The organism is Nitrosomonas sp., assembly GCF_021731985.1.
Classification (GTDB): domain Bacteria; phylum Pseudomonadota; class Gammaproteobacteria; order Burkholderiales; family Nitrosomonadaceae; genus Nitrosomonas.
Window position 1 is genome coordinate 62,419 of record NZ_JAKFWH010000064.1, and the last position, 13,619, is coordinate 76,037.

13 protein-coding genes are annotated in these 13,619 nt (G+C 46.1%); 10 read left to right on the forward strand and 3 right to left on the reverse strand.

The genetic code is table 11. The features are described from left to right. Window positions 1-27 precede the first annotated feature (27 nt). The 5 genes from gap (at window position 28) to QZ942_RS09680 (ending at window position 5,952) form a co-directional block, all read left to right on the forward strand. Window positions 28-1,026, forward strand: coding sequence for a type I glyceraldehyde-3-phosphate dehydrogenase (gap, locus tag QZ942_RS09660; protein WP_292995021.1), 999 nt, complete (start codon window positions 28-30; stop codon window positions 1,024-1,026). A gap of 137 nt (window positions 1,027-1,163) precedes the next feature. Next, window positions 1,164-2,342 carry a phosphoglycerate kinase gene (locus QZ942_RS09665; RefSeq protein WP_292995023.1) on the forward strand — a complete coding sequence of 393 codons (1,179 nt, stop codon included), beginning with the start codon at window positions 1,164-1,166 and terminating at the stop codon, window positions 2,340-2,342. A gap of 15 nt (window positions 2,343-2,357) precedes the next feature. Beyond that, window positions 2,358-3,809 carry a pyruvate kinase gene (pyk, locus tag QZ942_RS09670; protein ID WP_292995025.1) on the forward strand — a complete coding sequence of 484 codons (1,452 nt, stop codon included), beginning with the start codon at window positions 2,358-2,360 and terminating at the stop codon, window positions 3,807-3,809. Between the two features lie 125 nt (window positions 3,810-3,934). Further along, entirely contained in the window at window positions 3,935-4,999 is a 1,065-nt protein-coding gene (gene fba, locus QZ942_RS09675) for a class II fructose-bisphosphate aldolase (RefSeq protein WP_292995026.1), read from the forward strand. Between the two features lie 107 nt (window positions 5,000-5,106). Then, the gene (locus tag QZ942_RS09680) at window positions 5,107-5,952 is read left to right on the forward strand and encodes a GIY-YIG nuclease family protein (RefSeq protein ID WP_292995027.1); all 846 of its coding nucleotides are present in this window, start codon (window positions 5,107-5,109) and stop codon (window positions 5,950-5,952) included. 85 nt (window positions 5,953-6,037) lie between these two features. Here QZ942_RS09680 and QZ942_RS09685 read toward each other — a convergent pair whose 3' ends face one another. From QZ942_RS09685 to QZ942_RS09695, 3 genes are all read right to left on the reverse strand, one after another. Beyond that, entirely contained in the window at window positions 6,038-6,310 is a 273-nt protein-coding gene (locus QZ942_RS09685) for an oxidative damage protection protein (protein WP_292995029.1), read from the reverse strand. 116 nt (window positions 6,311-6,426) lie between these two features. Beyond that, a complete protein-coding gene (argA, locus tag QZ942_RS09690) occupies window positions 6,427-7,770 on the reverse strand; it encodes an amino-acid N-acetyltransferase (protein WP_292995031.1) in 1,344 nt (447 codons plus the stop codon). A gap of 43 nt (window positions 7,771-7,813) precedes the next feature. Further along, the gene (locus QZ942_RS09695; protein WP_292995033.1) at window positions 7,814-8,560 is read right to left on the reverse strand and encodes a 16S rRNA (uracil(1498)-N(3))-methyltransferase; all 747 of its coding nucleotides are present in this window, start codon (window positions 8,558-8,560) and stop codon (window positions 7,814-7,816) included. A 131-nt stretch (window positions 8,561-8,691) separates the two neighbouring features. Here QZ942_RS09695 and QZ942_RS09700 point away from each other — a divergent pair, with 131 nt between their 5' ends. The 5 genes from QZ942_RS09700 to QZ942_RS09720 are packed head-to-tail and all read left to right on the forward strand — an operon-like array spanning window position 8,692 to window position 13,393. After that, a complete protein-coding gene (locus QZ942_RS09700; protein WP_292995035.1) occupies window positions 8,692-9,249 on the forward strand; it encodes a thioredoxin family protein in 558 nt (185 codons plus the stop codon). Between the two features lie 2 nt (window positions 9,250-9,251). After that, entirely contained in the window at window positions 9,252-10,040 is a 789-nt protein-coding gene (locus QZ942_RS09705) for an inositol monophosphatase (protein WP_292995037.1), read from the forward strand. A 9-nt stretch (window positions 10,041-10,049) separates the two neighbouring features. After that, complete coding sequence (gene trkA, locus QZ942_RS09710; protein ID WP_292995039.1) at window positions 10,050-11,501, forward strand: Trk system potassium transporter TrkA; 1,452 nt, start codon at window positions 10,050-10,052, stop codon at window positions 11,499-11,501. A gap of 12 nt (window positions 11,502-11,513) precedes the next feature. Then, on the forward strand, window positions 11,514-12,971 hold the full coding sequence (locus QZ942_RS09715; RefSeq protein WP_292995041.1) for a potassium transporter TrkG: 1,458 nt from the start codon (window positions 11,514-11,516) through the stop codon (window positions 12,969-12,971). Window positions 12,972-13,006: 35 nt separating this feature from the next. After that, the gene (locus QZ942_RS09720) at window positions 13,007-13,393 is read left to right on the forward strand and encodes a response regulator (protein ID WP_292995043.1); all 387 of its coding nucleotides are present in this window, start codon (window positions 13,007-13,009) and stop codon (window positions 13,391-13,393) included. The last annotated feature ends 226 nt before the right edge of the window (window positions 13,394-13,619 follow it).

The following is a 13,619-nucleotide window of genomic DNA, read 5'->3' on the forward strand; positions in this document are numbered from 1 at the left end:
CAAGTTTCTTATTTAAGGAGTTTTAGTATGGCAATTAAGGTTGGTATTAATGGGTTTGGTCGTATTGGGCGTATGGTATTTCGCTCTGCGGTACAGAATTTTCCAGATATCGAAATCGTCGCTATTAATGATTTGTTAGAGCCGGATTATCTGGCTTACATGTTAAAACATGATTCGGTACATGGCCGTTTCCAGGGCGACATCGCGATCGATGGAAATACATTGGTCGTCAATGGCAAAAGAATTCGACTGACGGCTATTAAAGATCCGGCTGAGCTGAAATGGAATGAAGTGGGTGCAGAAGTTGTGGTTGAATCGACCGGTCTGTTTCTAACCAAGGAAACCTGTGAAAAACATTTGGCAGCAGGTGCCAAAAAAGTGATTATGTCAGCGCCTTCCAAAGATGACACACCCATGTTTGTTTATGGTGTGAATGACAAATCTTATAAAGGTGAAAGCATTATTTCCAATGCTTCCTGCACTACAAACTGTTTGGCGCCGATAGCCAAAGTGCTGAATGATAAATGGGGCATTAAGCGCGGATTGATGACCACGGTTCATGCCGCAACAGCCACACAGAAAACAGTGGATGGCCCATCCAATAAAGACTGGCGCGGTGGTCGCGGTATTCTGGAAAATATTATTCCATCGTCTACCGGAGCTGCCAAAGCAGTGGGTGTCGTGATTCCAGAGCTGAATAAAAAGCTAACTGGTATGGCTTTCCGTGTTCCAACATCGGATGTATCTGTTGTGGACTTGACGGTGGAGCTGGAAAACGACGCATCCTATGATGAAATTTGTAAAGCGATGAAGGATGCTTCTGAAGGTTCAATGAAAGGTGTATTGGGTTATACCGATCAGAAAGTAGTATCCACCGATTTCCGTGGTGAGAGCTGCACCTCTATTTTCGATGCGGAAGCGGGAATGGCTTTAGATAAAAGCTTTGTTAAAGTAGTCGCCTGGTATGACAACGAATGGGGTTATTCCACCAAAGTGCTGGAGATGGTTCGTACCGTTGCCAAGTAGTTTTGTATTTGAAGATACGTGGTTAAGAAAAAATAGAATCTTGATTGCTATCTGACTTTAATTTTCAATTCGTTAAGACATAAAGGGTAGCGTTTGCTATCCTTTATACTTTCTTAAAGACAATTTTGGAGCTTGCCGTGTCTGTTATTAAACTTGTTGACCTTGATCTGAAAGGTAAACGTGTATTTATACGCGCTGATCTGAATGTGCCTGTGAAGGATGGTAAAGTAACATCGGATGCACGCATTACCGCGTCGATGGCGACGATTAATCATTGCCTTAAACAAGGCGCCAAAGTGATGGTTACATCGCATCTGGGTCGCCCTGAAGAAGGCGTGTGGACAGAGGAAAATTCACTGAAACCGGTCGCGGATAATATTGCAGGCCGTTTAAATAAGCCCGTGCGTTTAATCCGTGACTGGGTGGATGGCGGTTTTGATGTGGCCGATGGAGAATTGGTGGTGTTGGAAAATTGCCGCATCAATAAAGGTGAAAAGAAAAATTCGGAAGATACCGCACAAAAGTATGCGAAATTATGCGATGTCTTTGTGATGGATGCGTTTGGCACCGCACACCGTGCTGAAGCGTCAACCCATGGTATCGCCAAGTATGCGCCAGTGGCTTGTGCGGGGATTCTGCTCACCGAAGAACTGGAAGCATTGACTAAGGCTTTGTTGAATCCGGCACGTCCAATGGTGGCGATTGTTGGCGGTTCCAAAGTTTCAACCAAACTGACAGTGCTCGAATCGTTATCTGAGAAAGTTGATCAGTTGGTTGTGGGCGGCGGTATTGCCAATACATTCCTGAAAGCAACCGGTAAAAATGTTGGCAAATCATTGTGTGAAGATGATCTGGTTCCAACGGCAAAGATGCTGATGGATAAGATGACTAAGCGAAATGCATCGATTCCCATCGCAGTTGATGTGGTGGTGGGTAAAAAATTTGATGCCAACGAACCTGCGGTATTGAAAGATGCGGGTAATGTGAGCGATGACGACATGATTTTTGATATTGGCCCCAAAAGTGCACAAGAATTGGTGGATATCATCATGCGTGCGGGAACAGTCGTTTGGAACGGTCCGGTGGGTGTATTTGAATTTGATCAGTTTGGTGCAGGAACTGAGAAAATTGCCCGGGCGATTGCCGAAACGAGTGCTTTTACGCTGGCGGGCGGGGGTGATACTATTGCTGCGATTCAGAAATATGATATTTATGACAAAATATCTTATATATCAACGGCAGGTGGTGCATTCCTCGAATTCTTAGAGGGTAAGAAATTACCCGCAGTAGAAATTTTAGAAACACGCGCTAACTAATCACCAAGAGAGATAATGATTCGAAGAACAAAAATTGTAGCAACACTCGGTCCTGCCTGTAGTAACCCGAAAATACTGGATCGCATGATCCGGGCTGGCGTGGATGTTGTTCGGATTAATTTCTCTCACGGGACGCGTGAACAACATATTGAATTTGCGGAATTGACTCGTTCTCTGGCGCGAGCGGCAGGTCTGACTGTCGGTGTTCTGGCTGATTTGCAAGGTCCTAAAATCCGTGTTGGCCGGTTTGAGCACGGAAAAATCAGGCTTGAAGTGGGTGATCCGTTCATTTTGGATGCTACTTGTGAGCTGGGTAATCAGGAAAGAGTCGGGCTAGACTATAAAGAACTGCCGGATGATCTGGAAGCGGGCGCTACGCTAATGCTGGACGATGGCCGCATCGTGCTGAGCGTTTCGCACGTGAAAGGTCATCAAGTATTCTGTATCGTTGAACAAGGCGGGATACTGTCGAACAATAAAGGTATCAATCGTAAAGGCGGCGGACTGGGTGCGCCTGCACTGACGAGCAAGGATCTCGAGGATATCAAAACGGCTGCACTACTGGGCGCCGATTATTTGGCCGTTTCGTTTGTCCGTTCCGGTGATGATATCCGGCAGGCACGGGCATTGATGCAAGAGGCGGGCGGGAAAAGCATGATCATGGCGAAGATCGAACGCTCAGAAGCCATTCTTGCGCTGGATGATATTGTGGAAGCATCCGACGCTATTATGGTAGCGCGCGGCGATCTGGCGGTTGAAGTGGGAGATGCCGCTGTTCCAGCCCTGCAAAAAAGAATGATTCGCTCCGCACGCGGCAATAATAAGATAGTTGTGACCGCAACGCAGATGATGGAATCGATGATAACTAATCCGATCCCAACACGTGCCGAAGTATCGGATGTCGCTAACGCGGTACTGGATGGTACCGATGCGGTCATGCTATCAGCAGAATCGGCAGCAGGTGAATATCCGGTGGAAGCCGTAGAAGCCATGGCGCGGGTTTGTCTGGAGGCTGAAAAGGAATATTTGGTCAGTCATGACAAGCGGATGGCAAATACAAGCCCGGGCACGATTGAAGAAGCGATTGCCCGTGCCACGATGTTTACAGCCGGTGGATTGCAGATTCGCGCAATCGCGGCTTTAACGCAAAGCGGTGTGACCGCGCTACTCATGTCGCGGAGAAGTTCCAAGGTGCCTATTTTCGCGCTGAGTCCCAATGAAGAAACACGCCGAAGAGTGACGTTATTCAGGGGCGTGTATCCGGTTGAATTTGGCGAAGGGCTGAATGATCCGGAGATTATTCTGAATCTGGCTGAAGAGGAATTGCTCCAGCGTGGTGTCGTGCGAAATGGTGATATCATGGTGATGACGATCGGCGAGCCGGTCGGTAAGTCAGGCGGTACCAATACGATGAAGATTATCAAAGTCGGCGAATGGAAATTAAGACAAGGTGTGGATGCCACGTAAGCTCACGGGCATGCAATACCAATCTGGAATAACGATAGCAACGGTACAAGAATCAAAGATTTTAAAAGAACAGGGTTTGTATTAAATCAGGATCACATTAAGATAATTTTTTGAAGGAGAATTAAATGGCACTCGTATCATTAAGACAACTACTCGATCACGCAGCAGAAAATGGTTATGGCTTGCCTGCTTTTAACGTGAACAATCTGGAACAAATCCAGGCGATCATGCAGGCGGCTGATGAATGCAATAGCCCGGTCATTATGCAGGGTTCTGCAGGTGCGAGAAAATATGCCGGTGAAGCATTTTTGCGTCATCTAATTGAGGCCGCCGTTGAGTCCTATCCGCATATACCGATTGTGATGCACCAGGATCATGGCGCTTCTCCATCCGTTTGTGTCAATGCAATCCGTAGCGGTTTTTCCAGTGTCATGATGGATGGCTCATTGCAAGCAGATGCCAAAACACCCTCTACCTACGAATACAATGTCAAAGTCACAGCTGATGTTGTCAATACCGCACATTCGGTCGGTGTTTCGGTGGAAGGCGAACTGGGTTGCCTGGGCTCATTGGAATCTGGCATGGGAGAAGCGGAAGATGGACACGGCGCAGAAGGTGTGTTGTCTCATGATCAATTGCTGACCGATCCGGAAGAAGCTGCCGACTTTGTGCGCAAAACCGGCGTGGATGCCTTGGCAATTGCCATTGGAACTTCTCACGGTGCTTACAAATTTACGCGTAAACCCACAGGCGATATCCTGGCCATTCAACGCATCAAAGAGATTCATCAACGTATTCCCAATACCCACCTGGTGATGCACGGCTCCAGTTCAGTGCCACAAGAATGGCTGGATATCATCCGTCAATACGGCGGTGATATGAAAGAAACTTACGGCGTACCGGTGGAAGAAATCCAGCAAGGTATTAAATATGGCGTGCGCAAAGTCAATATCGACACCGACATCCGCTTAGCCATGACCGGCGCAATCCGCCGCAGCCTGGAAAAAGACAAAAGCAATTTTGACCCGCGCAAATTCCTGAAAGAAGCCACTGCAGCAGCTAAAGATATTTGCAAAGCGCGCTTTGAAGCCTTCGGCTGTGCCGGACAGGCTGGTAAAATCAAACCGATTTCGCTGGAAAGTATGGCGAATCGCTATGCGAAAGGCGAATTAAACGCGATTATTAAGTAAGTCAAAACATAGAAGTATTCAATAAGCCTATGATTGATAATGCGACTTGCATTATCAATCATAGGATTCAGATCAGAAAGTTTTCGTAGTGTTTCCTTTCTTCGCACATGCCTAGTGCAACAATCAAAATATTCCTGGTTCACGGAGATCCCAAGCGGCTTCGTACTGCGGAACTGTCGAACTGGACTGGGAAGGCTGTTGCCGGCCCCAGAAGTGAATTTGAAGGTGTTTTTTCTCGTGAGGAATCAGGCAATTCGGGAGTTTATTTCCTAACTGGCACTGATCCAGAGTCTGGAAAACCAGCAATCTATGTCGGCGAAGCTGAGAACATTCGTGATCGAGTCAAAGTTCACTTGGAAAAAGATTTTTGGAACCAAATCATCTTTTTTATCAGCAAAGACGAGAACTTAACAAAGGCTCACATACGCTATCTTGAAGGAAAGCTGATAGACCAGGCACGCAAATCCGGGCGAGCCATGGTCACAAACGGTCAAAGTAGCGGAGCACGATTGCCAGAATCCGACAGAGAGGATATGGAAATATTTCTGGAGAAAATCAACCAGCTATTACCTGTTCTAGGAGTAGAGCTGCTCGTGCCGGCGGCAGCAAAAGCCGTAGCCGAATCCGAACACAAGAAACTGTTCTGCGAGATAAAGGGAGTCAGAGCAGAGGGCCGATTGGCGCCAAATGGCTTTGTAGTACTCAAGGATTCCCACGCTGTTCTAATCGACCGCGCCTCATCGGTAAAATGGCCTTGGGTAAAGAATATGCGACAGCGTCTAAAAGACGAAGGTGTATTGGAGACAAAAGGCGATTCTTTGGTGTTCACGAGTGATGCAGAGTTCACTAGCCCGAGTTCAGCAGCAGCGGTGATTCATGGCGGACATGCAAATGGCCTTACCGCATGGAAGGACAAAAGCGGAAAAACTCTTAAGGAAATAGAATCTATATAACCAATCATTACACGGAGCGCTGAGCGATAAAGGCTCGCAGGTTATTTCAATGCTAAATTTGCGGTGGTACTGTCAAAAATTAAGATTAATTCTCAGGAGGAACATATCCAATCGGTTTCTCAGCCCCCGAACCAAAAAAGTGCGCTTCCAGTTGCTCAGCCAAATATTTTCGTGCCTTTATGTCAGAGAGATTCAAGCGATTCTCGTTGACCAGCATGGTTTGGTGCTCGATCCATTGGCGCCACGCTTCTTTGGAAACATTTTCAAAAATACGTTTGCCCAGTTCTCCGGGATAGGTTTGAAAATCCAGGCCTTCGGCTTCTCGGCCCAGTTTGATGCATTTAACCATTCTTGCCATTTGATTTACTTGCTCCAGATCAGTCAAAAGGATGTTTAGGTGAAAAAAGCTGTCATTATGAGAGGTTGATCTCAATCAGTAAACCATTGCTGTGAATTTAAGTGATTCCAATTGAATCACAAGTGTTTGATCAATACCTTCGAGCGGCGTCGGTAATTGTATAAATTCTGTTTGGCTTTTGGCAATTCAGCAGGCGTGGCTTCGGTAAAGCCGTGTTCAATGAACCAATGCGTGGCATGCGTTGTGAGTACAAACAGTTTGTGGATACCCTGGGAAATGGTTTGGCTTTCGATATGTTTGAGTAAACGGTTGCCGTGCCCCAAGTCACGATAATCCGCGTGTATTGCCAAACAGGCGAGTTCGCAGGCATTTTCTTCAGGAAACGGATACAACGCGGCGCAACCCAAAATGACACCGTCATGTTCGAAAACCGTAAAGCGATCAATTTCAATTTCCAGTAATTCACGATTACGTCTCACCAAAATACCCTCAGTTTCCAGCGGTTCAATCAGTTGCAGAATACCACCGACATCTTCTATTCTGGCTTTGCGGAGTGCTTGCAGTGTTTCCTGTGAGATCATCCAGCCAATGCCATCGTGCGTGAAAAGCTCTTGTAGAATGGCGCCATCGCAGTGGCGGCTGATCAAATGTGTTCGTGTGACATGCGTTTCACAGGCTTTGATCGCACAACGTAGCGATGAGCGGACTTCATCGGAGAGTAAAGCACTTGTTGCCGGTGCTTTGTTCTCGAGTAAATATTTACTTTCTGCGACTGTGAGTTCGCGTGGCAGGGCTTCAGGATTGCCGGTGGAAGTTGCTGCGGTATCCAGGGTATCCAAAAGAAAAATTAACTTCTCGGCACTGAGCGCAATCGCGACTTCGGTAACCACATTTTCCATCGTTAAATTAAAGATCTCACCGGTCGGTGAATAGCCCAGCGGTGAAATCAACACGACATCGTTTTGTTCCAAGCGGGCACGGATAGCTTGCGCATTAATTTTACGCACTTTTCCGGTATGCATTAAATCGATACCCTGAATAACACCGTATGGACAAGCCGTGACAAAATTCCCGCTGCTTACGTGAATGGACGCGTTGGCCATCGGTGAATTGGGCAAACCCATCGAGAGCAATGCGGCAATTTCATGATGCACGCGTCCCACCGATTCTTTGACACATTGCAGCGCGGCGGAGTCGGTAACACGCATGCCCATGACCGATTGCGTTTCCAATTGCGATTCATCCAAGCGTAACTGAATTTGCGGGCGTGCGCCGTGAACAAGTACCAATCTGACACCGAGGCTGGCAAGTAAATTGATATCGTGAATAAAGCTGACAAATTGCGCATTGGTGACCATCTCGCCACTAAAACCAATGACGAAGGTTTTGCCCCTGAATGCATTGACGTAAGGCGCAACAGAGCGGAACCAGGAAACAAATTCAGTAGTGGTGGAGTTCATTGATCGTCAAGATTCTCTATTATTAAATAAGCGGACTATTCACTCAGAAGTCACCCCACAGGGTTTGCAATGCGGAAATAGCCGCTAAAGCGGCGCTTTCTGTGCGCAATATACGCTTTCCCAAACGTACTGGAATGAAACCGGTATGTAAAACAGCTACTTCTTCGTCCTGCGTAAATCCCCCTTCAGGTCCAATCACGAGTGCTAGGCGCGCATTGGCAGGTGGTTGCGGTATGTTTCTTAAACTTTCCGCTGCTGCTGTGGAAAGCATCAAATTTAAGTCGTGTGACGGTTGCGTGGTTTTCTTCTGACTTAACCATTCCGGCAGTGTAATCAAAGGCAATATCTGCGGTAAATGATTCCTGCCGCATTGTTCGCACGCCGAGATAATGATTTTCTGCCAGTGTTGCAGGCGCTTGGAAGAGCGCTCGTCGGAAAGATGCACAATGCTGCGGACAGTCGAAACCGGCTGTATGCATGTCACACCCAATTCCACTGCTTTCTGTATGATCCAATCCATTTTTTCATTAACACATATGGCTTGCGCAAGTGTTATATTAAGAGGCGATTCACAGTCCCTATCATGATAGGTATCAATCAAAACTGTGGTGCTTGATTTGCTGAGATTTTCGATGTGTGCAGAATATTCACCGCCGTGGCCACTAAATAACGTGATTGCATCCCCTTTTTTTAGCCGCAATACCCGCGCGGCATGATGTTTATTCTCGGCGGAAAGCTCCGTGAGTTGTCCAATGGCAATTTCCGCCGGGTGATAGAAACGAGCATGCATGGTTGGATTCGGGTAAGTAACAATGTCAATAATGGACTCATGCTAATATAGCACGATAAGTATTCAGCATTGTCTGAGCGTTACGCTGAAAAGAAGTTTTCTGAAATATCATCGAAAGCAGGAGAAAGTATATGGCAAGTCTGGAAACACCGGTGTGTGATTTTGGCTGGAAAGCGATTGATTTTGATTTGTCGGGCGTTGATGGCAAGCGGTATAACCTGGCTTCTGCGAAAGGGGAAAGCGGCTTGTTGGTGATGTTTATCTGTAATCATTGCCCGTATGTGAAAGCCGTACAGGATCGCATTATTCGGGATGTAAACGAATTGAAGCCGCATGGTATGAATGCGATTGCGATCATGTCGAATGATCCAGCAGATTATCCGGAAGATTCGTTTGAAAATATGGCACTAATTGCCAAAAAATTAAATTACCCATTTCCTTACGTTTGGGATGAAACCCAGGAAATTGCTAAGCGATATGGTGCGGTGTGTACACCCGATTTTTTTGGATTCAATAGTCAACTGGAACTGCAATATCGCGGACGTCTGGATGCATCCCGGAAAGAAGCGGCTCCCGCTGATGTGCGTCGCGATCTGTTTGAAGCCATGCTGCAGGTTGCCACAACAGGTCATGGCCCGGAAAATCAAATCCCCAGTATCGGATGTTCGATCAAATGGCGTACGGAGTAAATGTGCTAGAGAAAGTTATCGCAGTTGTCAGGGAGGTTGCGCAGCAAGTTATCATGCCGCGTTATTTACAAGTGGATCGGCAGATCAAATCGGACGGTAGTTTTTTCACCGAAGCGGACGTTGCGGCACAGAATGCTTTGCTCTTCGAGTTACAAAAGATTTATCCGGCCGCTACCATGGGCGAGGAAATGTCAAAACAGGAACAAGAAGAACAATGGATTCAGGGTAAGGCCGGACTGTGGAGCGTCGATCCGATTGATGGTACCTCTAATTTTCTGAATGGATTGCCTTATTTTGCAATTTCTGTGGCATTGATGGAACAGGGCAAGGGTGTTCTGGGGGTGATTTATAATCCAGTGTCTGATGAAATGTTTTATGCGACAAAAGGGGGCGGTGCTTTTTTGAATGGAACAGCATTGCCTATCAAGAAATATGTGCCTACATTAGCGAGTGCAATGGCAAATGTGGATTTGAAGCGACTGGATAGAAAATTTGCGGCAAGAGTTGCTGCCTATCCGCCGTTTGCGTCACAACGAAATTATGGGGCTTGTGCCCTTGAATGGTGTTATACCGCTGCAGGTTATTTTGATTTGTATCTGCATGGCGGGCAAAAACCCTGGGATTATGCGGCAGGCTCACTCATTCTGGAAGAAGCGGGTGGAAAAATGTGCGGCTTTGATCATGATGATTATTGGGCGGGTTCGCCCTGGCAGCGATCAGTGATTGCAGCATTGGATCCTGGACTATTTACCCAGTGGCGTGATTGGGTGCGCGAGAATCGGAAGGAATAGGTAATTTAATTGAAAATCATTATTCTGGGGGCTGGTCAGGTGGGCTCATCGGTTGCGGAAAGCTTGGTCAGTGAAGCGAATGACATCACGATGGTCGATATTGATTCGAAACGATTGGCATTATTGCAGGAACGCCTGGATTTGAGGACAGTTGTTGGTAATGCATCGCACCCATCCGTATTAGAGAATGCCGGCGCTCATGATGCGGACATGATTCTGGCAGTTACCGAGCATGACGAAACGAACTTAGTAGCTTGTAAGCTTGCTGCTTCCTTGTTTAACACACCCACTAAGATTGCACGTATTCGATCGACTGAATATTTGGCGCATCCAGATATTTTTTCTACCGAGAATTTCTGTGTTGATTTTGCCATTTCTCCAGAACAGATTCTAACCGAGTATATTGAGAAATTGATAGAGTTCCCTGAAGCTTTGCAGGTGCTCGATTTTGCATCTGGGAAAGTGAGTTTGGTTGCTGTACGTGCATTACAAGGCGGATCGCTTGTTGGACAGCAACTACAGGAATTGCGTAAGCATGTTCCGAATGTGGATTCACGTGTGGCAGCTATTTTCCGCAAAGACCGGCCGATTATTCCCGAAGGCGATACAGTGATCGAAGCAGAAGATGAAGTGTTTTTTATTGCTGCTACTGAAGATATCCGAACCGTAATGCGAGAGTTACGGAAAATGGATAAACCAGTTAAACATGTGATGATTGCTGGGGGTGGGAAAATAGGCAAACGTCTCGCCGAGACACTGGAAAAAGATTATCAGGTCAAAATTATAGAACACAATTATCAAGCGAGTGAACGTTTAGCAGCAGAACTGAGTAGTGCATTGGTATTACATGGTGACGCAACAGACGAAACATTGCTGGAAAGTGAGAATATCGCCGACATGGATATGTTTTGTGCACTGACGAATGATGAAGAAAATAATATTATGTCGGCGCTGTTGGCAAAACGCATGGGGGCGCACAAGGTTATTGCGCTGATTAATCGTCGTGCCTATGTTGATTTGGTACAAGGCAGTCGCATTGATATTGCTATTTCACCAGCACAGGTTACGATTGGCTCATTGCTTGCCTATGTGCGACATGGTGATGTGGCTGCGGTACATAGCTTACGTCGTGGCGCAGCAGAAGCACTGGAATTGGTGGTGCATGGCGATGCCAAATCATCTCAGGTAGTCGGAAGAAAGGTGGAAGAAATAAAGTTGCCTAAAGGTGCCACAATTGGCGCTATCGTAAGAGGATTACCTAAATCTGAAGGAGCATTTGGTGAAAATCTGAGCGCGGAGCATGAAAAGCCTTTATATCACTCGGATAACAATATATGCGTCATTATTGCACATCATGACACGATCATCCAACAAGAGGACCATGTGATCTTATTCGTGATCAATAGAAAGATGATCCGCGAAGTGGAAAAATTGTTTCAAGTCGATGTTGGTTTTCTGTAAACAAGAAATGGTATGAGTCGGCTTTTTGTTGTTGTTAATGTACTTGGCAAGATGGTTTTGATATTCGGGCTTACAATGCTGATTCCGCTGGGTTTGGCATTGTGGTTCAACGATGATGCGCGATTTGCTTTTGAAGAATCCATTCTGATTACTACGGGTTGTGGTTTGCTGATGTGGTTGGCGACACGCCGCTATAAACGTGAATTGCAGACAAGGGATGGATTTTTGCTGGTGGTTCTGGTTTGGTCAGTGTTGCCAGCCTTTGCTATGTTACCGCTGTTATTTTACCTTCCTGATCTTAACCTCAGTAAGGCATATTTTGAAGCTGCGTCAGGATTAACGGCAACGGGTGGTACCGTGTTGTCGGGATTGGATGCAATGCCCCCGTCTATCAATTTATGGCGCGGTGAATTGGTTTGGCTCGGAGGGATGGGTTTGATTGTTTTGGCGGTAGCGATTTTGCCATTACTGGGGGTAGGGGGCCGGCAATTGCTCAATGCCGAGATACCCGGGCCTATGAAAGAAAACAAGCTCACTCCGCGTATCGCAGAGACTGCCAAGGGGCTGTGGACGATTTATGCGAGCCTGACCTTGGTCTGTGTTGTGGCGTACCGATGGGCGGGTATGGATTGGTTTGATGCAGTGATGCATGCATTTACGACATTAGGTCTAGGTGGTTTTTCTTCGCATGATGCGAGCTATGGTTATTGGGATTCACCACTCATAGAATCGGTTGCGATTCTATTTATGCTGATTGCAGGAATAAATTTTGCGACGCATTTTCTGGTTTGGCGGGCAAAAAGTTTGATTCCCTATCGTCATGATTCTGAACTTGGTTGGTATGTGATAATCCTCTTATTCAGTTGTATTGGGCTGGCATCCTACTTGTGGTTCGCTGATGTCTATACGGATCCGTTGACGGCATTTCGCTACGCTGCGTTCAATATCGTTTCCGTTGCAACCACTACCGGATATAGCAATACAGATTACAGTTTATGGCCTATGTTTGTTCCGCTATGGATGTTATTTTTATCCGGATTTTGTACCTCTTCAGGTTCTACCGGCGGTGGTATTAAAATGATACGAGCTCGAATTTTGTATCAGCAGGTGTATCGTGAAATGATCACGATTATGCATCCCAGTGCGGTTATTCCAGCAAAAGTGGGTAGAAGTGTGGTGGCAAATCGCATCATTCTCGCAGTACTTGGATTTTTGTTTATTTATGCTGCGAGTATTGTGTTGATGACCCTTGCGCTCACGTTTAGTGGGTTGGATGTTATTACGGGCTTTTCTGCAGCAGTGGCTTGTATTAATAATCTAGGGCCGGGTCTTGGTGAAATTGGTCCCGCAACGACCTATGCGTCACTCACAGATTTTCAAGTATGGATATGCAGTTTTGCCATGTTGCTAGGTAGACTAGAGTTCTTTACAGTCTTGGTTATATTTACACCTGCGTTCTGGAGAAAATGAAATTCATATCTAACCTGAAATCACAAGGAGTGCACATGGATAATACCGGTGTATTGAAAGGTATCAAGGTCATGATTATTGATGACAGTAATACGATCCGAAGGAGCGCTGAATTATTTCTTCGGCCTTCAGAATGCGAAGTGATTTTGGCGGAAGACGGATTTGAGGCAATGTCTAAAATTGTTGATAACCAGCCTGATATTATTTTTGTTGACATAACGATGCCGCGCCTGGATGGATATCAAGCTTGTAAGTTAATAAAGAAAAATCCTATTTATCAATCGATTCCGGTGATTATGTTATCCAGTAAGGATGGTCTTTTTGATAAAGCTCGCGGCAGAATGGCGGGGTCAGACGATTATTTGACTAAACCATTTACCGCTGAGGGTTTATTAAGCATAATACGCGACTACACCTTGTAACAATGTTTTGCATAACTGGGCACATGGTCTAGTAGAATTTATACCAGCTACTCAGCTTAGCTGAAGCATTTAATTTAGTTAGAATGTGATTTTAGAATTTCCCTTTAATCATTGTGAGTAAAGGGATAAATGTAGTTTAGGTCAGGGAAGTTGATTGGGAAGGTAAGGGGATTTTATGACAAATAACTTGACTTTAAACCCCAAGGTCGACTAGCCTGAGAGGTGT

What these genes read in the sequence shown, in the direction of transcription:
- pyk (WP_292995025.1), top strand. Translation starts at nt 2,358, where the DNA reads ATGATTCGAAGAACAAAAATTGTAGCAACACTCGGTCCTGCCTGTAGT.
- argA (WP_292995031.1), bottom strand. Translation starts at nt 7,770, where the DNA reads ATGAACTCCACCACTACTGAATTTGTTTCCTGGTTCCGCTCTGTTGCG.
- gap (WP_292995021.1), top strand. Translation starts at nt 28, where the DNA reads ATGGCAATTAAGGTTGGTATTAATGGGTTTGGTCGTATTGGGCGTATG.
- QZ942_RS09700 (WP_292995035.1), top strand. Translation starts at nt 8,692, where the DNA reads ATGGCAAGTCTGGAAACACCGGTGTGTGATTTTGGCTGGAAAGCGATT.
- QZ942_RS09715 (WP_292995041.1), top strand. Translation starts at nt 11,514, where the DNA reads ATGAGTCGGCTTTTTGTTGTTGTTAATGTACTTGGCAAGATGGTTTTG.
- QZ942_RS09720 (WP_292995043.1), top strand. Translation starts at nt 13,007, where the DNA reads ATGGATAATACCGGTGTATTGAAAGGTATCAAGGTCATGATTATTGAT.
- QZ942_RS09685 (WP_292995029.1), bottom strand. Translation starts at nt 6,310, where the DNA reads ATGGCAAGAATGGTTAAATGCATCAAACTGGGCCGAGAAGCCGAAGGC.
- fba (WP_292995026.1), top strand. Translation starts at nt 3,935, where the DNA reads ATGGCACTCGTATCATTAAGACAACTACTCGATCACGCAGCAGAAAAT.
- QZ942_RS09680 (WP_292995027.1), top strand. Translation starts at nt 5,107, where the DNA reads ATGCCTAGTGCAACAATCAAAATATTCCTGGTTCACGGAGATCCCAAG.
- QZ942_RS09695 (WP_292995033.1), bottom strand. Translation starts at nt 8,560, where the DNA reads ATGCATGCTCGTTTCTATCACCCGGCGGAAATTGCCATTGGACAACTC.